Genomic DNA, 25,843 nt, shown 5'->3' on the forward strand with positions numbered 1-25,843 from the left:
GATTATATTTGCTTTAATTGAAATTTTTTATCCATTTATTAGGATTTACAGCTTTGGTATCGTGCTATTTTTTTTGAATTTGAAATCACCGACAGGATATAATTTCTTACTTTTGGTTTTAAATATAATTTTTCCCGGTTTTGATAAGAAGATTTTTTGTTGGTTTATTATTTTTTTTACTGATTTCCTGTGGTAAAAATGAAAAGCCAATTGTTGCTTTTTATTATTGGAAAACCATCTTTAAGTTGTCTCCTGCAGAGAAAGAAGTATTGCGGGATAATAAAGTTAGTAAGCTCTATATTCGCTATTTTGATATTGGTTTACATCCTGAAACGCAGGATCCGATCCCAATGAGTCCGATTCGTTTTCAGGAAAATGCAGCAAATTTTGATATTGTTCCCGTAGTTTTTATCCAAAACAAAGTCATGTCATTGCCTCGTCTTAATATCGATGATCTGGCTCAAAAGACAATTCGCTTAGTCGAAGAAATGAATGCGAAGAACAAAATCGCTGTTGAGGAAATTCAGATTGATTGCGACTGGACTTTGAAAAGTAAGGACAACTATCTTAGATTTATTGAGCAGTTTAAAAAACTTTCGAAGAAAAAACTTTCGGCAACGATTCGTTTGCATCAGGTCAAATATTTCAAAAAAACGAAAATCCCAAATGTCGATTCCGGAGTTTTGATGTATTACAATATGGGAACTATTGCAAATGATTCCCTGAATTCTATTTATAGCAAAAAAGTGGCGGAACGGTATCTTAAAAGTTTAAAGAAATATCCGTTACATCTTGATTTTGCTTTGCCTATATATTCCTGGGCGATTCATATCAGAGAGCAGAAAGTGATTGGTCTGCGTTCTAAACTGAATGTAAATGAACTGAAAAAAGATGCTAATTTTGAGAAAATCGGAACGATATTTTTCAAAGTAAAAAAATCCAATTATAAAAACGGAGTGTTTTATGAAGAAAATGACTTGCTGAAAATAGAAGCAATTTCTTCAGAAGATTTAATAGAAATGGGCAACGATTTAGACAAGAATCTGGTTCATGCCCCAAGAGAAATTATATTTTACGATTTAGACGAATTCAATATTAAAAACTATGAAAAGAATATTTTTAAGCAAGTTATTTCTTGTTTCTAGTGCGGCTTTGCTTTCTGTATACGGAATAATTCATGCTTGTGGCGGAGGTGATGATTGGGATTTTTTTAGCGCTAATTCAAACTTTACACCGGAAACATTTGCAGACAAGTCCTATTCGCCGCTTTTTTTATCAGGAGATATTTTTTACGGAATTGGCTTTGACACCCAGCACAATTCCAGATTTAATGAAGATATAAAATCAGATTGGAGTACATATCTGAAAGGAAAAGCTGATGCTGCCACAATAGCTTATTTTTTAATTGGTGAGGAAACCACAAGATATTCTTCGGAGAAAGGAGCGCCCCAGAATAAAACGGATATTACACAGCTTCATGTTTTTTTTAAGAATAAAAAAGAGAATCCAACTTCATTAAAATGGGGAAAGAAAATCAATTTGAAAGACGATAAAATTAAAAGTTTTATCGAGTTTTTGTATTTGGCTCAAAAGATAGAAACGGTCTCTGTTAATACTGATTACTGGAGTTATGATCCTGTTGTGGCGAAAACTTTTGATGATCTGAAAATGATTCAGTCTATCGAAAATGTTTACAATACAACTTCAGATTCATTTCTGAAAAACAGGTATTGGTTTCTTACTGCGAAAGCCTGTTTTTATAGCAGTAACAAGAAAAAAACAATTGAGTTTTTTAATAAAACAGAAGCTTCAGTGCCTAAAAATGTTTTGTATTACCGTGCACTTTCTTATGTTGCGGGTATAAATCATCAGCAGAAAAAATATTCTACCTCTAATTATTTATATGCACAGGTATTTGATAAATGCCCGGAATTGAGAATTGTTACGGCTTATAGTTTCCGTCCGCAAAATGACGCCGATTGGAATAAGTCTCTGGCAATGGCTAAAAATAATAAAGAAAAAGCAGCGCTTTGGGCGATTCATGGCTATTATAAAGATGAAAGTCAGGCAATAGGAAAGATCTATGAGCTGGATCCTAAAAGTGAACATCTGAATTATTTGTTAACCCGTTTAGTAAACGGTCAGGAACAGGCAATTAATAATTCTTTTGAAGTAAAAGTGAAATCGGATGATTACAGTTCGCCGGTTGTGAAGCAGACTGTTGCCGAAAACAGAGTGGAAAACAAAGCGAAGATTAATACTAAAGCTTTTGATCTGGTCGCTAAAATTGCCGCCGCAGGAAATACCGAAAAACCGTATTTGTGGGATATCTCATTAGGGTATCTGCAGACTTTGAAAGGAGATTATGCTGCTGCCGATATCAATTTGAATAAAGCAGAGAAAACATTACCAAAAACTGAATTGGCGACTTATCAGTTGCGCTTGCTTCGCTTTGTGAACAATATGAGTAAAATTGACAAGCTGACGGATAAAAACGAAAAAACAATTTTAGCCGATTTGAACTGGCTGTATCAGGAACTTCCTAAAACATATAAAGGACAGGAATTCCGTTATCAAAATGCAGCACAATGGAGCAAGAATTATTTGGCTGCTTTGTACAGAGCAAAAGCAAATCCTGTAATGGTAGAGTTGTTTGGTGGCGATGCTCATGCAAATTCCTATTATTGGGGCGGAGGAAATGCGTTTTATGATAATGAGAAGAATTTATCAAATATGAAAACATTTTTGGCTAAGTCAAATAAAACCGAAATCGAGAAAATTGGAACTGGGATTTACTATCTGAAACTAAAAGATATCAATAATTTTCAGGCAGTTCAGGCAACATTCAATAATAAAATTCCTGAAGCAATTGCGTTTATACAACAGGCAGATTCAGTTCAGTATTATACCTTTTTAGGAAATCCGTTTAACGGAAATATCAAAAATTGTCATGATTGTGATCATAAGGCGTATCAGAAAAAGAAATATACACAACTTGAATTTTTGAATACCATAAAAGCAATGCAGGATAAGCTGGCTCAAAAAGAAGATGTTTATACAAATAGTTTGTTGTTGGGAAATGCGTTCTATAATATTACTCATTTCGGAAATGGCAGAACTTTCTATGAAACCAGTATCGTAGGTTACGGTTCAAATCCGTATTCGTTTAGAGATTCAATGAAAAAGATGATTACGAACTGCGATGTTCCAAGAATGTATTATCAAAAAGCATTGGAAGCGGCCACAACAAAAGAGCAAAAAGCAAAATGTACTTATATGCTGTCAAAATGTGAGCGAAACGAGTATTATAATACTAAATATAATAATTTGAAAAACTGGTGGGAAGCAGATGATGATAAAATTAATTTTCTTGCGTGGAGTAATTTTAAAACGTTGAAAAAAGAGTATTCGGATACCAAATATTATCAGGATGTAATTGCGGAATGTGGTTATTTTAATACTTATGTAAATCAATAAATTATATTCAGGATGGTAAATAAAATAGAACATATCGGGATTGCAGTAAAAAACATCGATGATGCCAATGCATTGTTTGAAAAAATGCTGGGTGTTCCGTCTTATAAAATGGAAGCGGTTGAAAGTGAAGGTGTTTTGACTTCTTTTTTTCAAACCGGAACCAATAAAATTGAACTTTTGGTAGCGACAAATCCTGAAAGTCCCATTGCGAAATTTTTAGAAAAAAAAGGAGAGGGAATTCATCATATCGCTTTTGATGTTGAGGATATTCATGCCGAGATAGCCCGTTTAAAAAACGAAGGTTTTGTACTGATTAACGAAGTTCCGAAGAAGGGAGCAGACAATAAATTGGTGGTTTTTCTGCATCCAAAGAATACAAATGGGGTTTTGATAGAGCTTTGTCAGGAGATTCGATAAAAAAATCTCTTTTGAAGATGCGAAATAAGAGGTTGAAAATCAATTATGTTCTGAAAAGACGTGTTATTATTTGAAATTAAATAGAAATCATATCCCAAAATATTTGGAGTGAATGAAAAATAGTAGTAATATTGCATCCTCAAACCGGTCCTATAGCTCAGCTGGTTAGAGCACCTGACTCATAATCAGGTGGTCCCTGGTTCGAGCCCAGGTGGGACCACAAGAAAAAAGCCTTTACAGTAATGTAAAGGCTTTTTTTATGGAAAAAGTTTTTTTTCTTATTTGTTTATCGAATAAAGTCGGGAAATGTATTTTCCAACAACGTCAAATTCTAAGTTGATTTTTGTTCCAACTTCGAAGTTTTTAAAATTCGTGTTTTCAAAAGTATACGGGATAATCGAAACACTAAATTCGTTTGTCTTAGAGTTTACAACCGTAAGACTGACTCCGTTTACCGTTATCGATCCTTTTTCGATCGTAATATTGCTGAGGTTTTTGTCGTATTCAAAAGTGTAGTTCCAGCTTCCGTTTGCTTCTTCGATTTTGCTGCAGGTTCCGGTTTGGTCTACGTGGCCCTGTACAATATGTCCGTCAAGACGGTCGCCAAGCTTCATTCCTCTCTCCAGATTTACAATATCGCCAACTTTCCAGTCGCCAATATTGGTCTTCGAAATAGTTTCTGCGATAGCGGTTACCGTATAAAGCGAATCTTTTATGGCTACAACCGTCAGGCATATTCCGTTGTGCGAAACACTTTGATCTATTTTTAATTCATTCGTAATGGAAGCATCGACTGTAATGTGAAGATTGTTTTGATCTTTTTGTATTTCATGAATCCTCCCAAGGGTTTCTATAATTCCTGTAAACATTGTTGTTTTATTTTACTAAATTTGCACATCAAAATTAGTAATAAATAACCTGAGCTCATGAATAAAAAAGCAGAAAATATAATAGTTGGAATTTCAATTGGAGATTTAAACGGTATTGGAAGCGAAGTTATACTTAAAACATTCGAAGATTCTCGTATGTTAGAAATGTGTACACCGGTTATTTTTGCCAATGCCAAAATTCTTTCTTTCGTAAAAAAGAGTTTTACCTCTACGGTCCAGTTTCACGGAGTGGATAAACTTGATCAGGTTGTACCCGGAAAAGTAAATGTATTCAATCTTTGGAAAGAGGGCGTTGATATTAATTTGGGAACAAATGACGAAAAGATAGGAGAGTATGCTATAAAATCGTTTGTTGCGGCTACAAAAGCTTTAAAAGAAGATTTGATAGATGTTCTGGTTACGGCTCCAATTAATAAATACAATATCCAGTCAGAAGATTTTAAATTTCCCGGACACACTGATTATTTAGATCAGGAATTAGAAGGTAGTGCTTTGATGATGATGGTTCAGGATAATTTGAGAGTTGGTTTGCTAACGGATCATGTTCCTTTAAGTGAAGTTTCTTCGCATTTGACAGAAGAATTAATTATAAGAAAAATCGAAACCGTAAGAAAATCATTAATTCAGGATTTTAGTATTGTAAGACCTAAAATTGCTGTTTTAGGTTTGAATCCGCATGCCGGCGACGGCGGTGTGATTGGTAAAGAAGATGATTTGGTTTTAAAGCCCGCGCTAAAGAAAATATTCGATGCCGGAACGATGGTTTTTGGACCTTTTCCTGCAGATGGTTTTTTTGGGAGTGGTCAATATGAAAAATACGATGCTATTGTGGCAACGTATCACGATCAGGGATTAATTCCTTTTAAGACCTTGTCTTTTGGAAAAGGAGTTAATTATACCGCTGGTTTAAATAAGATCAGAACTTCGCCGGATCATGGCACAGCCTATGATATTGCCGGAAAAGACATGGCAGATTACAATTCATTTAAAGAAGCGGTTTATCTTGCAATAGATATTTTTCACTCGCGTAATCAGTACGAAGAGATGACCCAAAAACCACTTAAAATAAAAGAAAAACAGTTATAAACAAAAAAAGGTGAATAAGATTATTAGTTTTATAATAATTTTATATCTTTGCACCCCAATTCAGGTATCTGATTTTTAGATACGAGTTGGTGAAATTGATGTTGAAATGAGCAAAACAAAAGAATTTTTAATTCCTTTCATAGGGTTAAAGCTAGGAAAACACCATTTTGAGTATCAAATAAGTAACATGTTCTTTGAGAACTTTGATTACGATGAATTTCAAAGTTCAGATATCAAAGTAGGTTTAGTTTTAGATAAGAAGAGCAACATGTTAGAGTTGGAGTTCAAACACAAAGGAACTGTAAATGTACCTTGTGATCTGACAAGTGAGGATTTTGATTTGCCTTTAAAAGGGAAAATGAAGTTGATTGTTCGCTTTGGAGATGAATTCAATAACGATAACGAAGAGTTGCTGATTTTGCCACATGGAGAGCATGAAATAGATGTTGCACAATACATTTATGAAATGATTGCCCTTTCAGTGCCGCTAAAACGAGTTCATCCAGGAGTAAAAGACGGAAGTTTGCAAACTGAAGCCTTGAAAAAACTAAATGAACTAACAGTCAAAGAAACAAAAGAAGAGAGTAAACAAGAAGAAGATATTGACCCGCGTTGGGACAAATTAAAGAAACTATTAACGGATAAATAATATAGTAAAATGGCACATCCTAAGAGAAAAATCTCGAAAACAAGAAGAGATAAGAGAAGAACACATTATAAAGCTACTGTAGCTCAAATCGCTACATGTCCTATTACTGGAGAAGCACATTTATACCACAGAGCTTACTGGCATGAAGGTAAAATGTATTACAGAGGGCAAGTTGTTATCGATAAATCTGTAGCGGTTGCTTAATACGTTTTTGTAAATTATACTGGAACTCTCACATAGTGAGAGTTTTTTTTGTTGGTTATAATTTTCTGTTTTTAAGAAAATAGATACAAATTCGCTTTGTTTTTTTTTGTAATTTTCAAGTCTTTTAAAAATTTTTCAAATCGTAGTATTTGAAACGAAATAATAGAATATAATGAATACAATCACAGCCGCAATTACCGCTGTTGGAGCCTATGTTCCTGACTTCGTTCTTTCGAACAAAGTTTTAGAAACAATGGTCGATACCAATGACGAATGGATTACTACTCGTACTGGAATAAAAGAAAGAAGAATTTTGAAAGATGCTGATAAAGGAACGTCGTTTCTTGCCATAAAAGCAGCACAAGATTTAATTGCGAAAGCAAATATTGATCCTTTAGAGATTGATATGATTATAATGGCAACAGCTACAGCAGATATGCCGGTAGCCTCTACAGGAGTTTATGTTGCAACAGAAATTGGAGCTACAAATGCATTTGCATATGATTTGCAGGCCGCATGCTCAAGTTTTTTATACGGAATGTCAACTGCTGCAGCTTATGTGCAGTCAGGGCGATACAAAAAAGTATTATTAATTGGTGCTGATAAAATGTCATCGATTGTAGATTATACAGACAGATCTACTTGTATTATTTTTGGAGATGGAGCAGGAGCTGTTTTATTCGAACCAAATTATGAAGGTTTAGGTTTGCAGGATGAATACTTACGAAGCGATGGTGTAGGACGCGATTTTCTTAAAATTCCTGCCGGAGGTTCTCTAATACCAACTACAGAAGAGACCGTTAAAAATAGACAACACAATATTATTCAGGACGGAAAAACCGTTTTTAAATATGCTGTAACCAATATGGCTGATGCAAGCGAATTGATCCTGAAAAGAAACAATTTGACTAACGAAGATGTTAACTGGTTAGTGCCACATCAGGCAAACAAACGTATTATTGATGCTACTGCAAGCAGAATGAATCTTGAAGATTCAAAAGTATTAATGAATATCGAAAGATATGGTAATACGACTTCGGCTACATTGCCATTGGTATTAAGCGATTTTGAACACCAATTCAAAAAAGGAGATAATATTATTTTTGCCGCTTTTGGTGGTGGATTCACTTGGGGATCTATTTACCTAAAATGGGCTTACGATAAGAAATAAATTAAAACTAAAAACAAATCATTATGGATTTAAAAGAAATTCAAAACCTAATCAAATTTGTAGCAAATTCGGGAGTTGCAGAGGTTAAGTTAGAAATGGATGATGTAAAAATCACCATCAGAACAACTTTAGAAGGAAATGTAACAGAGACTACTTATGTACAACAATTGCCTGCTCAGGCTGCATTGCCGCAAGCAGTTGCTCCTCAACAAGCTCCAGCTGTTGTAAGCGTAACTAGCGAAGCATCTGTTCCAGCAGAAGATTCTAAATTCATTACTATTAAATCTCCAATAATTGGAACTTTTTACAGAAAACCATCTCCGGACAAACCAGTATTTACTGAAGTTGGAAGTGTTATTTCTAAAGGTGATGTTCTTTGTGTAATTGAAGCAATGAAATTATTCAACGAAATCGAATCAGAAGTTTCAGGTAAAATTGTAAAAATTCTTGTAGACGATATGTCTCCTGTAGAATTTGACCAACCTTTATTCTTAGTTGATCCATCTTAATTTTAGATCGTTAGATTGTTAGGTTTTCAGACTTTTTTAAAAGTGCTTAAAATCTAATTATCCAATTATCTAATTATCTAATTATCTAATTTTAAAAAGATGTTTAAAAAAATATTAATTGCGAATAGAGGGGAAATTGCACTTCGTGTAATTCGTACATGTAAAGAGATGGGAATTAAGACTGTAGCGGTTTACTCTACAGCTGATGCAGAAAGTCTACATGTTAAGTTTGCTGACGAAGCGGTTTGTATTGGTCCTCCTCCAAGTAACTTATCGTATTTGAAAATGTCAAATATTATTGCTGCTGCAGAAATTACAAATGCAGATGCAATTCACCCGGGATATGGATTTCTTTCTGAGAATGCTAAATTCTCAAAAATTTGTCAGGAACACGGAATCAAATTTATTGGTGCTGCTCCTGAAATGATCGATAGAATGGGAGATAAAGCTTCTGCAAAAGCGACTATGAAAGCTGCAGGAGTTCCATGTGTACCAGGTTCTGAAGGATTATTAGAATCTTTCGAACAGACACAACAATTGGCCAAAGAATTTGGTTACCCGGTTATGCTTAAAGCAACTGCCGGTGGTGGTGGAAAAGGAATGCGTGCTGTCTGGAAAGAAGATGAGTTGTTGAAAGCATGGGAAAGTGCACGTCAGGAAGCTGCTGCTGCATTTGGAAATGACGGAATGTACATGGAGAAACTTATTGAAGAGCCACGTCATATCGAAATTCAGGTTGTTGGAGATTCATATGGAAAAGCATGTCACCTTTCTGAAAGAGATTGCTCTGTACAACGTCGTCACCAAAAACTAACTGAAGAAACACCTTCGCCATTCATGACAGATGAATTGCGTGCTGCGATGGGAGAAGCTGCTGTAAAAGCTGCTGAATTCATTAAGTATGAAGGAGCCGGAACAGTAGAATTTTTAGTTGACAAACATAGAAATTTCTATTTCATGGAAATGAATACCCGTATTCAGGTAGAGCACCCAATTACAGAACAAGTAATTGATTACGATTTAATTCGTGAGCAAATTATGGTAGCTGCCGGAATTCCAATTTCAGGTAAAAACTATTTACCGGAATTACACGCTATTGAATGTCGTATTAATGCTGAAGATCCTTATAATGATTTTCGTCCTTCACCAGGAAAAATTACTACACTTCACATGCCGGGAGGTCACGGAGTTCGTTTAGATACTCACGTATATTCTGGTTATACTATTCCGCCAAATTACGATTCAATGATTGCTAAGTTAATTACAACTGCACAATCCCGTGAAGAAGCGATCAGTAAAATGAGAAGAGCTTTAGATGAATTTGTCATCGAGGGCGTAAAAACTACAATTCCTTTCCATAGACAATTAATGGATGATCCAAGATATATCGCAGGAGATTATACAACTGCATTTATGGATACATTTAAAATGAAACCTATAGAAGAATAATATAAGGGCTGTCAATTTCGACAGCCTTTTTTGTTTAATACATTATATGTAGTAAATCCGACAGGTTTTTTAAAACTGTCGGATTTTTTGTTTAATTGATAATGACTTATTCGTTGAAAACCAATATTGCTCTGAGCGAAGTCGAAGGTTTGTAGGGTGAAAAGGTTTTAATTGAAGCAGTATTTTGTGTTTTAACCCATATTATTAACCCGACAGGTTTCTAAAACCTGTCGGGTTTGTTGTTCAAAAGACCTAAGTAAACACTATTTGTGTGTACTTTTTACACAGTATTTCAGGAAATTACACACTTTTCTGTAAATCGAATTTTTGGCACATTGGTGATAAAGCCTTTAAAAATAAGGGATTACAGGGTTGTGGGAGGAATGTTTGAGTTACGGCATAATAATTTCATTATCTAAAGCGTAAACAACTATTAAATAATTAAAATATACACATTATGAAAAATCTATTTTTATCAGCCGCAATTGTTTTAGGAAGTTTAACTTCATTCGCTTCAACTACTCCTATTACAAATACTATCGTAAAAACGATTTCTATTGAAGATGAATACACGGAAATCAAATTAGAAGAATTACCAGCCGCTATCGCAGAGTCTTTGAAAAAAGCATATCCGGATGCTGTAATTACTAAAGCATACAAAAACGAAAAAGCAGAATATAAACTAGATGTTACAGTAGGTGACAAAGTAGGGAATCTTTTTGCTAATGCAGATGGTTCTTGGATTAAAAAATAATCAAAACCATTTAAAATCAATTAATTAACTTTACATTTAAAAAATATATATTATGAAAAATTTATTTTTATCAGCCGCAATAGTTTTGGGAAGTTTAACTTCATTTGCTTCAACTTCTACAATTACAAATACAATCGTAAAAACAGTTACAATTCAGGACGAGTATACTGAAATTAAATTAGAAGAATTACCAGTTGCAATTACAGATGCTCTTAAAAAAGCGTATCCGGATGCAGTACTTTCAAAAGCATACAAAAATGCAAAATCAGAGTATAAACTTGATGTTGCAGTAGGTGACAAAGTAGGATCTCTTTTTGCTAATGCAGATGGAACCTGGATTAAAAAATAATTAGAAATTAACCGTAAAAAACTATCACTATGAAAAAGTTAATATTATCGGCAGCTATCCTGTTAGGAGGGGTGTCAATGCAAGCAGGAAATGTAGCCGTGACAAGTTCAATGGTTCAATCAGTAAACATTCAGGACGACTATAAAGAAGTTGATGCCGTACCGGCAGCTATTAAAACAGCGTTAGACGAAGCTTATCCAGGCGTAAAATTGGATAAAGCATATGTTAATGACAAAAAGGAGTATAAAATAGAAATCACTGTTAGAGGTGAAAAGTCTACTGTTTATACAGATGCTACTGGTAAAATCCTTAAAAAATAATTAAGTAACCCATAAAAACTATTATTATGAAAAAGTTAATCTTATCAGCAGCAATCATTTTAGGAGGTTTGTCAGTTCAGGCAGCTAATCCTGTAGTGAAAATGTCAATGACCCAGTCAGTGACAATTCAGGATGAATTTACTGAAATTGGTGCAGACGCTGTTCCGGCAGCCGTAAAAACAACTCTCGAAAAATCTTTTCCAAATACGAAACTAGAAAAAGCGTATAAAAACGAAAAGAATGAGTACAAGTTAGAGATCTCCAGTGGTGACAAAAAGTATACTGTATTTACAGATGCTTCAGGTAACATCATTAAAAAATAATTTTTAAAGATCGCCTTATGAAAAAATTAATCTTATCAGCAATAATAGTTTTAGGAAGTTTGTCTTCGTACGCAAGTATTGAGGCAGCTCCCGCACAAACTAAGACGGTTGTTTCTGCTCAGGCAGAATATACAGAAGTAAGTGCAGATGCTGTGCCTGCTGCTGTAAAAACCGCGCTGCAAACTGCTTATCCGGGAGCAAAACTGGACAAGGCATTTGTAAATGAAAAAAAAGAGTATAAACTCGAAATATCGGTTGGTGACCAAAAGGCTACTGTTTTTTCAGATGTCAATGGCAACTGGTTGAAGATATAAATTAGGTGAATTTAGATTTATGTTTTTGGTGAAAAAGAGATTGCGATATGCAATCTCTTTTTTTTTGCATAATTTTGTGAAAAGACAATTTTAATAGTCTTATTTTAGCAAAAAAGTCCCTAAAAACAAATGCCAAAGATATTACTGATAGAAGATGATATATCGTTCTGTAAATTATTAGAGAAATTTCTAGTAAAAAAAGAATACGACGTAACAATTGCTTTCTCTGCTGCCGAAGCCAGATTAGCGATCAAAAAAGAATCCTTTGATTTGATTTTGACTGATCTTCGTTTGCCTGATTCTGATGGTATTGGATTGATGTCGGAAATTAAAACTTCATATCCCCAGGTACCTGTGATACTTATGACAGGATATTCTGATGTGAATACTGCCGTTAAGGCAATAAAAAATGGTGCTGCTGATTATATTTCAAAACCCTTTAATCCGGATGAGGTTTTATTGGTTATTACCAATGCTTTAAAATCTTCAGAAACAGAAGAAGAAATTCCTGTAAAGGAAAAAAAAGCAGCTAAAAAAACAACTTCAAATACTGAAAACGAGTTTGTAAAAGGAATTTCTGTAGCCTCAAAAAAGTTATTAGACCATATTCATCTGGTAAGCCCTACCGATATGTCTGTTTTGATTATTGGAGAAAGCGGAACAGGAAAAGAAATTATTGCCAAAAGTATCCATCAGCAAAGTTTAAGAAAGAACAATAATTTTATTGCAGTCGATTGTGGAGCTATTCCAAAAGAATTGGCGGCAAGTGAGTTCTTCGGACATCTGAAAGGATCTTTTACAGGTGCTATCAATGATAAAATGGGTTATTTTGAAGCGGCTAATGGCGGAACTCTTTTTTTAGATGAAATTGGTAACCTTTCGTATGAAAATCAAATACAGCTGTTAAGAGCGCTTCAGGAACGAAAAATTAAACCTGTTGGAAGTAATAAAGAAATTAACGTTGATATCCGAATTATTACGGCTACCAATGAAGATTTGCGTGAAGCGGTTAAAAATGGTGATTTCAGAGAAGATCTGTACCATAGAATCAATGAATTCTCGATTGAATCCCCTTCATTAAAAGACAGGGACGAAGATTTGATGGTTTTTGCTGATTATTTTCTGGAGAAAGCCAATCAGCAATTGAATAAAGATATCATCGGATTCTCGCCGGAAGTAGTTACTATTTTTCAGAATTACAACTGGCCGGGAAATTTACGTGAATTGCAAAATTGCGTAAAACGTGCGACACTTTTATCGCAGGGAGATTTTATCAAAAGCGATGTTTTGCCTGCTGAATTTTTTCAGATACAGAAACAGCCACAAGGTTCGAATGGTAATTTTTCATTATCAGAAAACGAAAAAGAAGCAATTATCCATGCTTTGTCAAAAGCGCAGAACAATAAATCTGAGGCAGCAAAATTGCTTAAAATTACCCGAAAAACACTTTACAATAAACTAAAGCAATATAATATAGATTAAGTTATTTCTTTGTTTAAAGCTGTAAAAAGCAGATCTGTTTTTGATTTTAATACTTTAAAAAGATCTTTCAGATCAGAACTTTCAAGATTTTTATTCTCTAAAACTTTTAAAATGTCACCAATTTCACGTGCCTGAATTTGTTTGAACATTGGGGCAATCCGGTGTGCAATAGAGTTGATTTCTGTTATGTTTTTTTCTCCAATGGCAGTTTCTAGTAAAATCAGGTTTTCTTTACTGCTTTCGATAAACGATTTCAAAACTTCCTGTAATGCACTATTATCATTGCCTAAAAACTCGTTTAAGGTTTCGATCGAGTACAATTTAGAACTTGTTTGTTCCTCCTCTTTATTAATGTTAGCATTGGGTAAAGTATCATTTTCTATAATAAGATGAATCGTTTCCAACAGTATTTTTGGCGAATAGGGTTTTTGTATCACAGTTGTAAAACCTGCTTCGCTATAAACAGCGGCATCCAGATCTGTTCTTCCGGTCAAAGCAATTACAGGCTGGTTTTTATAGGTTGAATATCCGGAACTTTTTAATTTTTTAAGGAACATAAAACCATCCATTTCCGGCATTTGTATATCGGTAATCACAAAATCAAAATTCGTGTTCTGAATTGCTTCCAATGCTTTTGCAGCGCTGTTAAACGATAATACCTGATGTTGTTCCTGTCGTAAAACACCACTTGTTAAATTCAAAAGATTGATATCGTCGTCTAAGACAATAAAAGTTTGCTTTTTAGTAGTGCCAATGACAGGTTTTTTAATCTCAGGAATTGTATTTTGGCTATTGTCCAACTGCAGCGGAAGTTCAACCTCAAAAGTACTTCCTTTTCCAAAAGTGCTTTCCAGTTTTAAATCACCTCCTAAAATCGCTATGATCTTCTGGCAGATTGATAATCCCAAACCAGTTCCGCCATATTTTTTTTCAATATTTTCATTCGCCTGGGCAAACTCTTCAAAAACTAATTTTTGGTTGCCTTTTTCGATTCCAATTCCGGAATCCTGAATCCTAATCACAAATTTCTCATCGCGATCCGTTGTATAAGCACTGATTTTTATAAAACCTTCTTCCGTAAATTTATAGGCGTTTCCTATCAGGTTGCTTAGGATTTGTTTCAGTCGGAACGGATCTCCAACAATTCTCGTATTCAGTTTTTCATCGACATTAATAATAAGGTCAATGTCTTTTTGTTTGTAAACGGTTTGAATGCTTTTAGCTACTTCGTCGATAATTTCGGGCAATAAAAACGGAACTTTTTCAATCGTAATTTTTCCGGCTTCAATCTTAGAAAAATCCAATAAATCCTGTACCAGCTGCGTAATGTATTCTGATGAGTTTTTGATGTTTTTAATAAAATAAGACTGTTTGGTGTTGACATCTGAATTGCCTAATAGTTCAGAATATCCCACAATAGTACTCAAAGGTGTTTTTAAGTCGTGACTAACAGTTGATATTAATTGTTCGCGGCTTTTTAGCAAATTCTTCGTTTTAAAGTTCGCGATTTCGAGCTGTTTTTTGTACAATTGAGATTTAGAATAATCGCTCACAATTAAAAATGAAAAGAACAACGTTAATACCAAACCAACAATAGCGGAAACGGTGACAATTTCGTTGACTTTTTTAAGCGATTTTTCTTTTAATGAATTGTTCTTTATCGAGTTGATGATAATTTCTCTCTCGATAATGCGAAGTACTTTTCGGAGCTGGTCTGAAATGGCAATTTCGTTTTTTAGTAATTTATTTTCTTCAAAATTTAGGGATTCTTTTTTCTTTTCCGCCTTTAGTTTTACATTGCTAAGCAGTTTTTTTGAATTGGCTAAAATCGAGTCAGATGCTTGTTTGCTCAGCGTATTTGTGCTGTCGTCCGGAATATTTTGATTGAGGTAATCAACATATTTCTGCAAAACATTACGTTGGTAACTCCCCAATTGATTTGGATTTTTATTGAAATCCTGAAGCTCTAATTTTCGGAGTTTAAACTCCATTTTAGTAATTTCATCAATAGCCGTATTCACCGAAACTTCGTCGTCGGCTTTGTTTTTTATAGTCTTTAATTGTCTGATGTTTTTCGTTTTTTCAGACAATAAATAAGTAACACTATCCAGTAATGTTTTTTGATATTGTGTAGTGACAATTTTTTTTAAAGTATCGATTCTGTTTTTTAAAGAGTCAGTTTCGATAAGGTAACTTCTAAAGTCTTCTTCAGAATTCGTCTGGATTGTTTTTCTGGCTAAACTTTCTGTTTTATATACATTCGAAAACAGTTTACTAACTCTAAGAATCTTAGTTTTTTCGAACGCAATTTTATCTTCTAATTTATTATAAACGACATTTTCAGCATATAAAAACCATCCAACCGTAACAACCAGAGCCAGTAAAGCAACATAACTGAATAAAACTTTGAGTGCTGTATAACTTTTTTTGCTCTCCATAGATTCTTATTGTGGGGATTTGGAAGTTTTATAATGGGAAATTGCTGCAATTTATTCAAAATTTCTCTCTTAGAAATACAAATTACTGCTAATCTTTTACATAATTAAAAGGTCTGAAAAACAAAATAGCCGCAGATTATATAAAATCTACGGCTATTTTTATGTTTAAATTATTCGATTATAGTGTCTCGTCTAACCATTTGAAAAATTCACCTTGCCAAACCTGAGCATTTTGTGGATGTAAAACCCAGTGATTTTCATCCGGGAAATACACAAATCTCGATTTGATTCCTCTTAACTGAGCTGCCTGAAAAGCTTCTTGTCCTTGTCCAATTGGTACACGGTAATCTTTTCCTCCCTGGAAAATCAAGATAGGTTTATTCCAGTTTTGCACCAAAGTTGCAGGGTTAAAAGTCGTATACGCTTTTTGCGCTACAGCATTGTCCTTTTCCCAATAAGCACCACCAAAATCCCAGTTGTTAAAGAAAACCTCTTCAGTAGTTCCCAACATACTTACCGTGTTGAAAACACCGTCGTGAGCAATAAAAGTTTTGAAACGGTTTTTGTGAATTCCAGCCAGATAAAACACTGAATATCCTCCGTAACTTGCACCCACACAACCCAAACGGGATTTGTCTACATATTTTTCTTTAGCCACATCGTCAATTGCAGAAAGGTAATCGTCCATAACCTGTCCGCCCCAGTCTTTACTAATTTGTTCGTTCCATTCTACACCATGTCCTGGCATTCCACGACGGTTTGGCGCTACCACCACATAACCTTTAGCAGCCATTAATTGAAAATTCCAACGGAAAGAATACGATTGTGTCAACGCAGATTGTGGACCTCCCTGACAGAATAATAAAGTTGGATATTTTTTAGAAGCATCAAAATTTGGAGGTAAAATTACCCAAACCAACATTTTTTTACCGTCAGTAGTCGTCACATAACGTTTTTCTGTTTTGCTAAGTGCTAATGTTTTATAAGTTTCTGTATTAACATTAGTCAATTGTTTCCATGAATTTTTCTTTAGGTTAAAAGAATAAATTTCCGGAGCGTGGTTCATGTCATTTCTTGTTACGATAATATCATCACCTGCCAAACCAACTAAATCATTTATGTCAAAATCTCCATTTGTCAACTGACGAACCTGAATCGCGATTCTTGTTAATCCCGGGAAGTTTACCGTAAACAATTGTTTTGTTCCGTCAACCGCAGCTACAAAAAATACGTTTTTGCCATCTTTACTCCAGATAAAACTATCTACAGTTCCGTCCCAGTTTGCAGTTAAGTTAGTTTTGATTCCTTTAAATTCAACAATAATATCATTTTTATCCGCTTCATAACCGTCACGTTTCATTTGCAGCCAGGTCAAATTTCCTGTTGGAGAAAATTGTGGCGCCGTGTCGTAACCTAAATTACCTTCGGTTCTGTTGGTCGTTTTTTGAGTTTCTAAATTGTACTCATAAATATCTGTGTTGGTAGAAATGGCATATTGCGTTCCTGCTTTTTTCTTGCATACATACAAAATGCTTTTCCCGTCAGGAGACCAGATATAATCTTCGTCACCGCCAAAAGGTTTTTGCGGAGAATCGAAATTTTCACCTTTCAGGATGTCAATTCCTTTTGCACCTTCTTTGTTTTCTTTGTAAAAAACGTGGTTAAATTTACCTTCGTTCCAGGTATCCCAATGACGATAATCTAAACCATCGTAGATCTGAGCGTCAGATTTGTCCAGTTTCGGGTAGAAATCTTTCCCTAAAACCTTGTCAATTTTTACTTCTTCATTGTACACTAAAAATTTTCCGTCAGCCGAAACATTTTTGTCGGACAGAATTTCTTTTGTGTCTTTAATTTCAGTTGCATTTCCGCCATTTACAGGCACAATGTAAAATTTAGAAGACGATTTGTTTTCTTCGATCGAAGGAGTCGAAACCTTAAAAACAACATTCTTCGCATCTTTTGAAAGTCCAAGAGCACTCACTCTTCCTAGTTTCCATAACAATTCCGGAGACATCACATTCTGTCCGATAGCGTTTAAACTCATCATTATTAAGGTTGTAAATAATACTTTTTTCATAATAAAATTCTAATATTCGTGGGGCTAAAAATACGAATATAATTTAGCAAGTAAATGTTAAAAAGTACTAAACCATATAAGTAATGTAAGTTCATTTAAATTTAGTTTCGAAACATTTAATTTTTAATCTCACCATTAAGATATTAAGAAAAATTAAGTGCTGCTTCTTAATCTAACTTAATTACTTAATGGTTAAAAAAATAAATATTTAATGTTTGTTATTAGACATTATATTTTGAAATAATTATTATTTAAAGCTTAATTTTCTTAATATCTTAATGGTAAAAAAGAAAACATTTAAATGAACTTACATTACTTACATGGTTCGAAAAAATCATTATTTTTATAAAAAATTGACAAATGGATTTAAGTTACTGGGAACTTAAAAATTGGTTCACAAATGTTGATTATACCATTGTGGGCAGTGGCATCGTAGGATTACATGCTGCATTGCGCCTGCGCGAAAGATTCCCGGCGGCGAAAATTCTGGTGTTAGAAAAAGGAATGTTGCCGCAAGGCGCAAGTACCAAAAATGCGGGTTTTGCCTGTTTCGGCAGTCTTTCTGAAATTATGGAAGATCTCAAAACGCATTCAGAAGAAGATGTAATAAGTCTGATCGAAAAGCGCTGGAAGGGTCTGCAATTACTTAGAAAAAGATTAGGAGATGCTGCAATTGATTTTAAGCCTCATGGCGGATATGAATTGTTTCTGAAAGAAGAGGAAAGCGGATTTAATGAATGCATTTCAAGATTACCTTTTATAAATGATATTTTGAAACCGCTTTTCAAAGCCGACGTTTTTACAAAAGAAACAGATCGTTTTGGTTTCGGAAATACTGAGGAATATTTGATCTTTAATCCTTTTGAAGCCCAGATCGATACCGGAAATATGATGCAGGAATTGTTAAGACAGGCCGTTTCTGAGAATATTTTAATACTCAATCAGCAAACCGTAACCTCTTATGCTGATCTGGGCAATCAGGTCGAAATTGTGCTGAGCGATTTTAGTTTTAAATCTAAGAAAATACTTTTTGCGACAAATGGTTTTGCAAATATTATTACAAAAGGCGCTGTGCAACCGGCAAGAGCTCAGGTTTTAATTACAGAACCTATTAAAAATTTAGATATCAAAGGTACTTTTCATCTGGATCGGGGCTATTATTATTTCAGAAATATAGACAACAGGATTTTACTTGGCGGCGGCAGGAACTTAGATTTTGAAGCTGAAAACACAACCGAATTTGGACAGACGAAAATTGTACAAAATAAATTGGAGGATTTACTTAAAAATGTAATTTTACCAAATCAGGATTTCCGGATTGCCCATCGTTGGAGCGGCATAATGGGAATAGGAAACAGTAAAAATCCTGTTGTTGCCCAACTGTCTGAAAACGTGTTTTGTGGAGTGCGTTTGGGCGGAATGGGAGTCGCAATTGGAAGTATAATAGGAACAGAATTAGCAGATTTAATATAATGGGAGTAACCAAAAAACCGATACCAAAAACAACAACCGCAAACAAACCGAAACCAAAACCTAAAGCAGCACCAAAAAAAACAAACCGCTCTTTTGGCGATAAAGTAAAAAGGTTTTTTATTAAACTGTGCCTGTGGTTTTTTGGAATCTCGATCGCGTCTGTCATATTCTTCAAATATATTCCGGTACCTTTTACGCCGCTAATGATAATTCGTGCTATCGAAAATAAATTAGATGGTAAAGAAGTTTTCTTTGATCACGATTGGGAACCTATCGAAAAAATTTCGATGAATCTGCAAAAAGCCGTTATTGCCAGTGAAGACGGAACTTTCTTAAAGCACAATGGTTTTGATTTTAAAGCGCTTCAGAAAGCATATAAAAGCAACGAACGCGGACGCCGTATTCGTGGCGGAAGTACAATCTCACAGCAAACAGCAAAAAACGTATTTTTATGGCAGGGAAAAAGTTATTTCCGTAAAGGTTTAGAAGCTTATTTTACTGTTCTGATAGAAGTCATTTGGGGTAAAGAACGTATTATGGAGGTTTATCTGAACAGTATCGAAATGGGAGATGGCGTTTACGGCGCTTATGCCGCAACAGAACATTGGTACCGTCGTGATGCTTCAAGTCTGACGCCAATGCAGGCCGCCGGGATTGCAGCAATTTTACCCAATCCAAGAAAGTTTAAAGCAACAGGATCTTCGAGTTATATTAACAGAAGAAAAGAAAGAATTGTTCGTGAAATGCGCTCTGTTGGCAAAATAAATTACCATGCGAAATAAAAAATCTTTTATTGCGCTTCTGGTATTGACATCGGCTTTGTCTTTTGGACAGGCGAAAACTACCGAAATTGGTTTAATTACTGACAACGATTTATATACATCGTCTAAAAATGATATGTATTATACCAATGGTTTAGAGCTTTTTTACCGCTTTTTATCAAAGAATGAAAACCCTAAAATCAATAAGAAAATCACCGAATTTCGTATCGGGCAATACATTTATAATCCGAGATTTATTAACGAAGCTGCAGTCACGATTAATGATCGCCCTTTTACCGGATATCTTTTTGCCGAAGCCGGAAGAAGCTTTTTTTACCAAAGTGAATCTGTTTTAAAAACAGACTTTCAGTTGGGTTTCATGGGACCCAATGCATTAGGCAAAGAAACTCAGGAAAGCTTTCATCATATTATTGGGTATAAAGAAGTATTTGGCTGGGAAAATCAATTGCATAATGCTTTTGCCGTTCAGGCGGATGTGATGTATTCGAAAAAAATGTTTCCTATGAAACACAATGATTTTATCGATCTTCATTTTCAGTCCGAAGCCAATCTGGGAACTATCTTCGACGGTGTTTCTACAGGATTCCTGACCAGAATTGGTTTCAAAAAGTTACTCCCGATTTACGATTCGAATTTACACGACGCATCCGTAAGTTTTCAGCCGCAATACAATATCAGGGAATTTTATTTCTATGCGATGCCAAGTGTCAATTATCAGTTTTATGACGCTACGATTCAGGGAAGTATGTTCAGTAATACAAGTCCGCTGACTTTTGATTTAGAGCCGCTTCGTTTTAATGCAGAGTTTGGATTAAAGTACAGACACAACAACTTCAATATGTCGTATTCTTTTATATATAGAGGACGAGAGCTAAAAGATCCGGAAACCAATACCAATTCAGGTTATTTTTTCGGATCGATTCGGTTTGGGTATTTGTTGAAATAGTTTTTTTTAAGGCGCTAAGGTTCTAAGATGCTAAGATCCTAAGTTTTTTAATCTTAAATCTTTTCGAATGGGAAATAAAAGTTAGTTGGAGTTAATCAATAATGTCAAATATGATGAAAAAATTAAATAGATTAGCGCAGCCTGTTTTTCTTGTTTCGTTATTGATTCTTCTCTTAAACGATTTGATACTAAAAACGGTTTTTCATAATTATTTCACCGGAAAGTTATCTGATTTTGCAGGGCTACTTGTTTTTCCGTTTTTTTGGAGTGTCCTTTTCCCAAAAAGAACCAAAGAAATTCATATCGCTGTTGCTTTATTTTTTATTTTCTGGAAAAGCCCTTTTTCAGAAAGTTTTGTCAATCTTTTTGGTTTCTACCGAATTGTTGATTTCTCAGATAATATCGCCTTGGTAAGTATTTTGGTTTCGTTTTGGTTATTAAAGCAAGAATCTGTACTATATAAAGTTCAGCCCGTTTTTCTGAAATTGATTTTTCTTCTTTCTTGTTATTCTTTTATCGCTACCACAAGAGAACCGGAGCCTTATAAATTTGAAAATGAGTTTTTATATCTGAATTTGAAAAATGACTCTGATAAAAAAATAGTGATTGACATAGACTTTAAATTTTCTGAAGAAGAAATTACTTTTTATAAAAATCAGGAAATTAAAACTGCTTTAGCGACTCACAAAAAATTTATTAGTGAATACGGAGAAGAATATAAATTGGTTTACGATCCATCAGATTCGATACGAATTGTAAAGGAAATAAGTGATGAATGGCAATTACGGCAAAAAAACAATATCGCTGAACCATTTGTTTTAGATAAAGGTACTGAGCAATCTATTGTATTGCCTTTGCACGCTAAAGATACATTAGTAGGTTTTCCTAAAGATTTTAAAATTTCAATTTTAGACCGTAATTGGAAACCGCTAAAAAGCTATAATAAAAAAGATTTTTTTAGTAAAATAGAAAATAAAGGATTAAATGAATTCTCACGAAGAGAATCCTTCAATTTGACTTTTGGAAAGAAAAAAGAACCATTCAATATTGCTGACTGTTATGGTAAATGGGAATCTGGCGGAAAAGGCGATTTTAATAAAATGGAAATCAATTCTGATTATTTTGTAGACGACAGCAATGGCGAAGTTTATGATTGTAGCTACAAAAATGATTCTATTTGGGTGCATTATTCCAGTCGTAAATGGTATTTGGGAATCGTTAAAAAAGTAACAAAAGATCGTCTTGTAATTTCCTGGGACAACAAACCGGATCAGGTTTATGCAAAGTCAAAGAAACCTACGATTTTGGCGAAATAGGTTTTGGGATATTTACGGGTTTGTTATGTATACAAAGCTGCAAAGTTTCTCCGCAATCTTGTCCTCCCGAGGAACGAGGGATCTCCGCAAGTAACTCGACAAATAAAAGTAATGTATTGTTGGAGGCATTAAACAGGTATAAATACCTAATAGATTGTGTTTGTAAAACAGTAATTTTCGACGATCTTGATTTAATTTTAAAAATATGGTTTTCCGTAAAAGGAGGTGTAATTAAAATAAGATATTTGAGATGCCTTAAAGTAATGATTTTTAAAAACTTATAAATCGATTTATTTTCATTAGTTTAGTTTTAATTATACAATTTGTCTAACTAACCAACTTCCAAAAATGACCACAAATATTCCTAAACAATCTATTAATCAATTAAAGAAAACGCTCGAAAATTTTAAAATTGACGATGCAATTGAATTGTGTACTAATGAAGCTCAAACTCGTAAGTTTTTAATTGAGCCTTTTTTCCATTTGCTGAATTATATTTCGAATGATCTGATACCAGAATATAATGCTGATTTTGGTGAGCGAATTAGTCAAAAGATTGATTACGCTATTTTGTTGAATAAAAAGGACACGATTTTAATAGAAGCAAAAAAGTACAATAGCAGATTAAGTGATAAAGAAGCAGGTCAGCTAAATGGTTATTTTAATAATACTAAAAATTCAAGAATCGCTATACTAACAAATGGTATTGAATATCGGTTTTATTCAGATGTTGTGCAGCCGAATGTGATTGATAATAAACCATTTTTTGTGTTTAATCTAACCAATTTTACAGATAAAGATTTAGAAACTTTAATCAAGTTTGATAAAAGGTATGTGGTTGTCAATGAAATTATAAAAACAGCTCAGGAATGTGTGTTTGTAGAGGATTTTGAGGCTAGTTTGCTCAAGGAATTAATCGCACCCTCAAAAGATTTGTTGAAGATTATTCATCGCAACATGAATTTTAAAGTAAAATTCAATGAAGAAAATCAGGCGAAAATGATTAACATGATTAACTCGGCATTGCTAAAATCTTTGTATGAGAAAAAAGTATTAGCGGAATCAAACTCAAATACCGGCGGAATTATTACTACTGAATCTGAAATACAAGCCTATCATACTATTAGGACTTTGTTGATCCAGAATAAAAAAATACCAAGTCAGAGGATTTTCTTTAAAGATTTTAAGAGCTTTTTTAATATTAGCATTGACGATAATCTTAAAAAAGTCATTTGTAAATTAGTTTTTACAGATTCGAAAATGAAAATTATTATCGAAAACAATGAGTATCTATTAACAAGCATTGATGATGTTTTAAAGTATAAAAACGAATTGACAAATAGAACACTTGCTTTGTTAGAATAAACACGGTTTTTTAACCCGACAGTTTTTAAACCCTGTCGGGTTTGTTATCTATACAAAGCTGCAAAGTTTTTCCGCAAGTAACCCGACAAAGAAGAGTATTGTATTACTGTAGACAAGGATTGTAAATTTTTGGGATTGAGTTGAAAAGAAGGTTATAATTGCTATATTAGCTTTTTGAAATAAGATTTCATTTTTTAATGTGTTGTAAATGAATAATATATGAATATAAAATTACTTAAGTTATTAATTGTTGTGTTGGGGATTTTTCAATTTACTTTGGTAAGTTGCTCAAAGGATGATAGTATTCCGGAAGAACAAGTTGTTGTAAAACCAGAAGAGCCTGCTGGTCCTGTAAACCCGGTAACAGGTGTTCCTAAATCAGAATTGTTGAAACCTGCGATTAAAAATACTAATTTTTCGGCAAAAACGTCTAAAGGATCAGAAGTTCAGAAACGATTGGTGCGATCAATACGATATGCTCAGAATTATATGGGGATAATTTATCACTATAAGTTTAATAATATGGACATTAATACTTATTTGGCTCTACCATCTGAAAATTTATTTGATATCGCTGAGATTGAATTGAACAAAGATACAGAACGTGATTACACTGTGAATTATAAGTATAATGATTTAGGCCAATTAAAAAATATCGCCGCCGGAACAGTATACACCAATAACGGACATACCAATTATCCCGAGGAGTTTACCTTTACATATGATGCACGCGGTGCATTAAATGAAATGATTTCATCGTATGCATTTGGAACTTATAATTATAATAGTAAAGGTTTAATTGATAAAAAAATAGAAAAAGACGGTTTTGTTAGTCTTGAATATGTTTATGACGATTTAGATCGTATACAAAGTGTCTATTATTATATGATGACTCCAAAAGGACGAGAACCACAAATGCACTATACTTATATCTATCTCGATGAAACAAAGTATGTTAAAAATTGGTTTAGTATCGATCCTGTAGATCATACTGAAACGTTGAGCGGCTATGTAACATATACATTTGATCCTGCAAAAGCCGGGGTTTATAATAAAGAACCTTATTATAGAATAGATAATCAGTATTTGCACGTTGTTAAAATAAATTCTCAAATATTTTATAATGGAGTTTGGCAGCTTCAGTTTGAAGCTGTGCCCAAGTATTTTTATGATGCAGATGGCTATCTAATAAAATTTGATTCTGCGGGATATAATTATACTCAGGATATCACAGTGTTTGAGTATGAATAATTTTAATTTAAACAATAAAACGAAAGGCCCGGATTTATAAATCCGGGTTTGTTATGTATACAAAGTTGAAAAGCTTCTCCGCAAGTAACCCGACAAAGAAGAGTATTGTATTCTTAGATAAATTCTCGATAATAAGAATTTTCTAATAGATGGTACAAATCAAAAAAGCCAATCGATTAGACTGGCTTTTTGATCTCAAATATAAATTTGAGAACTATTTCTCTTTCAATAATTTTTCTAAATACTCCACTTTTTCTTTTTCGGCAAGAACCAAACGCTCATAAAGTTCAACCACTTTATCAAGAGGATTAAAGTTGCAAATTGCTCCACTAGCAAAATTTCCAAAGTTTCCTGGACTATCGTTGAAGGTATTAAAATACGTTATCATATTTTCTTCTGAAAAACTTTTTATGGCTTCTGCAGTTACGCCGAGTGCTTTTGCTATTTCGATAAGTTTTTCTTCGTCTACAGTTTCACTGTTTTCGATAGTAGATATCGTTTGCTGGCTCATGCCCAAGGCCTGTGCCAAAGCTTCTTGTTTCATATCTCGTAGTTCACGAATACGGCTAATTTTTCGCCCTATATGATTTGGTTTTGTTGCTGTGCTCATAATTCAAAGGTATTTAAAATTCTTTTACAAAATAGTTTTTGGTAAAAAACAAGGTTGTTCCTGTACGATACAATTTTGTGTTATTGAAAACAAAAATACAATTTTTCATACAAATAATTAAGGTAAAAAGTCTTGTAAAAACCAAAACCTCTCCTTTAGCCCCGATGGAAGCCTACCGTCTGGACACA

Annotated in this window: 25 protein-coding genes and 1 tRNA gene; 22 read left to right on the plus strand and 4 right to left on the minus strand. The window is 33.9% G+C overall.

Annotated features, from left to right (window positions below; genetic code table 11):
* The first annotated feature begins 140 nt into the window (after nucleotides 1-140).
* The 4 genes from B0A67_RS20700 (at nucleotide 141) to B0A67_RS20715 (ending at nucleotide 4,114) form a co-directional block, all read left to right on the plus strand.
* The gene (locus B0A67_RS20700; RefSeq protein WP_084074625.1) at nucleotides 141-1,145 is read left to right on the plus strand and encodes a hypothetical protein; all 1,005 of its coding nucleotides are present in this window, start codon (nucleotides 141-143) and stop codon (nucleotides 1,143-1,145) included.
* Entirely contained in the window at nucleotides 1,105-3,477 is a 2,373-nt protein-coding gene (locus tag B0A67_RS20705; protein WP_072964163.1) for a hypothetical protein, read from the plus strand. The genes B0A67_RS20700 and B0A67_RS20705 overlap by 41 nt, the downstream gene beginning before the upstream one ends.
* Nucleotides 3,478-3,489: 12 nt before the next feature.
* Nucleotides 3,490-3,894: a methylmalonyl-CoA epimerase gene (gene mce / locus B0A67_RS20710; RefSeq protein WP_072964161.1), complete on the plus strand. Its 405-nt coding sequence runs from the start codon at nucleotides 3,490-3,492 to the stop codon at nucleotides 3,892-3,894.
* A 146-nt stretch (nucleotides 3,895-4,040) separates the two neighbouring features.
* Nucleotides 4,041-4,114: transfer RNA gene (locus B0A67_RS20715), tRNA-Ile, on the plus strand.
* Between the two features lie 58 nt (nucleotides 4,115-4,172).
* Here B0A67_RS20715 and B0A67_RS20720 read toward each other — a convergent pair.
* Entirely contained in the window at nucleotides 4,173-4,763 is a 591-nt protein-coding gene (locus tag B0A67_RS20720; RefSeq protein ID WP_072964159.1) for a riboflavin synthase, read from the minus strand.
* Nucleotides 4,764-4,820: 57 nt separating this feature from the next.
* Here B0A67_RS20720 and pdxA point away from each other — a divergent pair, with 57 nt between their 5' ends.
* From pdxA to B0A67_RS20780, 12 genes are all read left to right on the plus strand, one after another.
* Nucleotides 4,821-5,870, plus strand: a complete 1,050-nt coding sequence (pdxA, locus tag B0A67_RS20725) for a 4-hydroxythreonine-4-phosphate dehydrogenase PdxA (protein ID WP_072964157.1) — start codon at nucleotides 4,821-4,823, stop codon at nucleotides 5,868-5,870.
* Nucleotides 5,871-5,976: 106 nt separating this feature from the next.
* Nucleotides 5,977-6,519 carry a YceD family protein gene (locus tag B0A67_RS20730; protein WP_072964155.1) on the plus strand — a complete coding sequence of 181 codons (543 nt, stop codon included), beginning with the start codon at nucleotides 5,977-5,979 and terminating at the stop codon, nucleotides 6,517-6,519.
* Nucleotides 6,520-6,528: 9 nt separating this feature from the next.
* Nucleotides 6,529-6,723 carry a 50S ribosomal protein L32 gene (gene rpmF, locus B0A67_RS20735; protein WP_007137315.1) on the plus strand — a complete coding sequence of 65 codons (195 nt, stop codon included), beginning with the start codon at nucleotides 6,529-6,531 and terminating at the stop codon, nucleotides 6,721-6,723.
* 172 nt (nucleotides 6,724-6,895) lie between these two features.
* Complete coding sequence (locus tag B0A67_RS20740; RefSeq protein ID WP_072964153.1) at nucleotides 6,896-7,894, plus strand: beta-ketoacyl-ACP synthase III; 999 nt, start codon at nucleotides 6,896-6,898, stop codon at nucleotides 7,892-7,894.
* Nucleotides 7,895-7,917: 23 nt separating this feature from the next.
* Entirely contained in the window at nucleotides 7,918-8,403 is a 486-nt protein-coding gene (gene accB, locus B0A67_RS20745) for an acetyl-CoA carboxylase biotin carboxyl carrier protein (protein WP_072964151.1), read from the plus strand.
* Between the two features lie 99 nt (nucleotides 8,404-8,502).
* Nucleotides 8,503-9,852: an acetyl-CoA carboxylase biotin carboxylase subunit gene (gene accC / locus B0A67_RS20750; RefSeq protein WP_072964149.1), complete on the plus strand. Its 1,350-nt coding sequence runs from the start codon at nucleotides 8,503-8,505 to the stop codon at nucleotides 9,850-9,852.
* Nucleotides 9,853-10,309: 457 nt separating this feature from the next.
* On the plus strand, nucleotides 10,310-10,606 hold the full coding sequence (locus B0A67_RS20755) for a hypothetical protein (RefSeq protein WP_072964147.1): 297 nt from the start codon (nucleotides 10,310-10,312) through the stop codon (nucleotides 10,604-10,606).
* 52 nt (nucleotides 10,607-10,658) lie between these two features.
* Nucleotides 10,659-10,955 carry a hypothetical protein gene (locus tag B0A67_RS20760; RefSeq protein ID WP_072964145.1) on the plus strand — a complete coding sequence of 99 codons (297 nt, stop codon included), beginning with the start codon at nucleotides 10,659-10,661 and terminating at the stop codon, nucleotides 10,953-10,955.
* 29 nt (nucleotides 10,956-10,984) lie between these two features.
* Nucleotides 10,985-11,275 carry a hypothetical protein gene (locus B0A67_RS20765; RefSeq protein ID WP_072964143.1) on the plus strand — a complete coding sequence of 97 codons (291 nt, stop codon included), beginning with the start codon at nucleotides 10,985-10,987 and terminating at the stop codon, nucleotides 11,273-11,275.
* Nucleotides 11,276-11,301: 26 nt separating this feature from the next.
* Nucleotides 11,302-11,598, plus strand: coding sequence for a PepSY-like domain-containing protein (locus B0A67_RS20770; protein WP_072964141.1), 297 nt, complete (start codon nucleotides 11,302-11,304; stop codon nucleotides 11,596-11,598).
* Between the two features lie 17 nt (nucleotides 11,599-11,615).
* Nucleotides 11,616-11,912 (plus strand): hypothetical protein, encoded by a 297-nt coding sequence (locus B0A67_RS20775; RefSeq protein WP_072964139.1) that lies wholly within the window; start codon nucleotides 11,616-11,618, stop codon nucleotides 11,910-11,912.
* A gap of 129 nt (nucleotides 11,913-12,041) precedes the next feature.
* Nucleotides 12,042-13,394: a sigma-54-dependent transcriptional regulator gene (locus B0A67_RS20780; RefSeq protein ID WP_072964136.1), complete on the plus strand. Its 1,353-nt coding sequence runs from the start codon at nucleotides 12,042-12,044 to the stop codon at nucleotides 13,392-13,394.
* Here B0A67_RS20780 and B0A67_RS20785 read toward each other — a convergent pair.
* Entirely contained in the window at nucleotides 13,391-15,832 is a 2,442-nt protein-coding gene (locus B0A67_RS20785) for an ATP-binding protein (RefSeq protein ID WP_072964134.1), read from the minus strand. The genes B0A67_RS20780 and B0A67_RS20785 overlap by 4 nt on opposite strands.
* Before the next feature lie 178 nt (nucleotides 15,833-16,010).
* A complete protein-coding gene (locus tag B0A67_RS20790) occupies nucleotides 16,011-17,912 on the minus strand; it encodes a S9 family peptidase (RefSeq protein ID WP_072964132.1) in 1,902 nt (633 codons plus the stop codon).
* 360 nt (nucleotides 17,913-18,272) lie between these two features.
* Here B0A67_RS20790 and B0A67_RS20795 point away from each other — a divergent pair, with 360 nt between their 5' ends.
* The 6 genes from B0A67_RS20795 to B0A67_RS20820 all read left to right on the plus strand — a co-directional run bounded on the left by B0A67_RS20795 (nucleotide 18,273) and on the right by B0A67_RS20820 (nucleotide 25,045).
* On the plus strand, nucleotides 18,273-19,385 hold the full coding sequence (locus B0A67_RS20795) for an NAD(P)/FAD-dependent oxidoreductase (protein WP_072964130.1): 1,113 nt from the start codon (nucleotides 18,273-18,275) through the stop codon (nucleotides 19,383-19,385).
* Nucleotides 19,385-20,167 (plus strand): monofunctional biosynthetic peptidoglycan transglycosylase, encoded by a 783-nt coding sequence (gene mtgA, locus B0A67_RS20800; RefSeq protein ID WP_072964128.1) that lies wholly within the window; start codon nucleotides 19,385-19,387, stop codon nucleotides 20,165-20,167. Before B0A67_RS20795 ends, mtgA begins: the two co-directional genes overlap by 1 nt.
* Nucleotides 20,157-21,113 (plus strand): lipid A deacylase LpxR family protein, encoded by a 957-nt coding sequence (locus B0A67_RS20805; RefSeq protein ID WP_072964126.1) that lies wholly within the window; start codon nucleotides 20,157-20,159, stop codon nucleotides 21,111-21,113. The genes mtgA and B0A67_RS20805 overlap by 11 nt, the downstream gene beginning before the upstream one ends.
* Before the next feature lie 110 nt (nucleotides 21,114-21,223).
* Nucleotides 21,224-22,429, plus strand: a complete 1,206-nt coding sequence (locus B0A67_RS20810; RefSeq protein WP_123887443.1) for a hypothetical protein — start codon at nucleotides 21,224-21,226, stop codon at nucleotides 22,427-22,429.
* Nucleotides 22,430-22,777: 348 nt separating this feature from the next.
* Nucleotides 22,778-23,794, plus strand: coding sequence for a type I restriction enzyme HsdR N-terminal domain-containing protein (locus B0A67_RS20815; RefSeq protein WP_072964122.1), 1,017 nt, complete (start codon nucleotides 22,778-22,780; stop codon nucleotides 23,792-23,794).
* 219 nt (nucleotides 23,795-24,013) lie between these two features.
* On the plus strand, nucleotides 24,014-25,045 hold the full coding sequence (locus B0A67_RS20820) for a hypothetical protein (protein ID WP_072964120.1): 1,032 nt from the start codon (nucleotides 24,014-24,016) through the stop codon (nucleotides 25,043-25,045).
* 214 nt (nucleotides 25,046-25,259) lie between these two features.
* On the opposite strand, the gene B0A67_RS20825 is transcribed toward B0A67_RS20820, so the two are convergent.
* Nucleotides 25,260-25,655 (minus strand): helix-turn-helix domain-containing protein, encoded by a 396-nt coding sequence (locus B0A67_RS20825; RefSeq protein WP_072964118.1) that lies wholly within the window; start codon nucleotides 25,653-25,655, stop codon nucleotides 25,260-25,262.
* Nucleotides 25,656-25,843 lie beyond the last annotated feature (188 nt).

Source organism: Flavobacterium aquidurense, from assembly GCF_002217195.1.
Lineage (GTDB): Bacteria > Bacteroidota > Bacteroidia > Flavobacteriales > Flavobacteriaceae > Flavobacterium > Flavobacterium frigidimaris.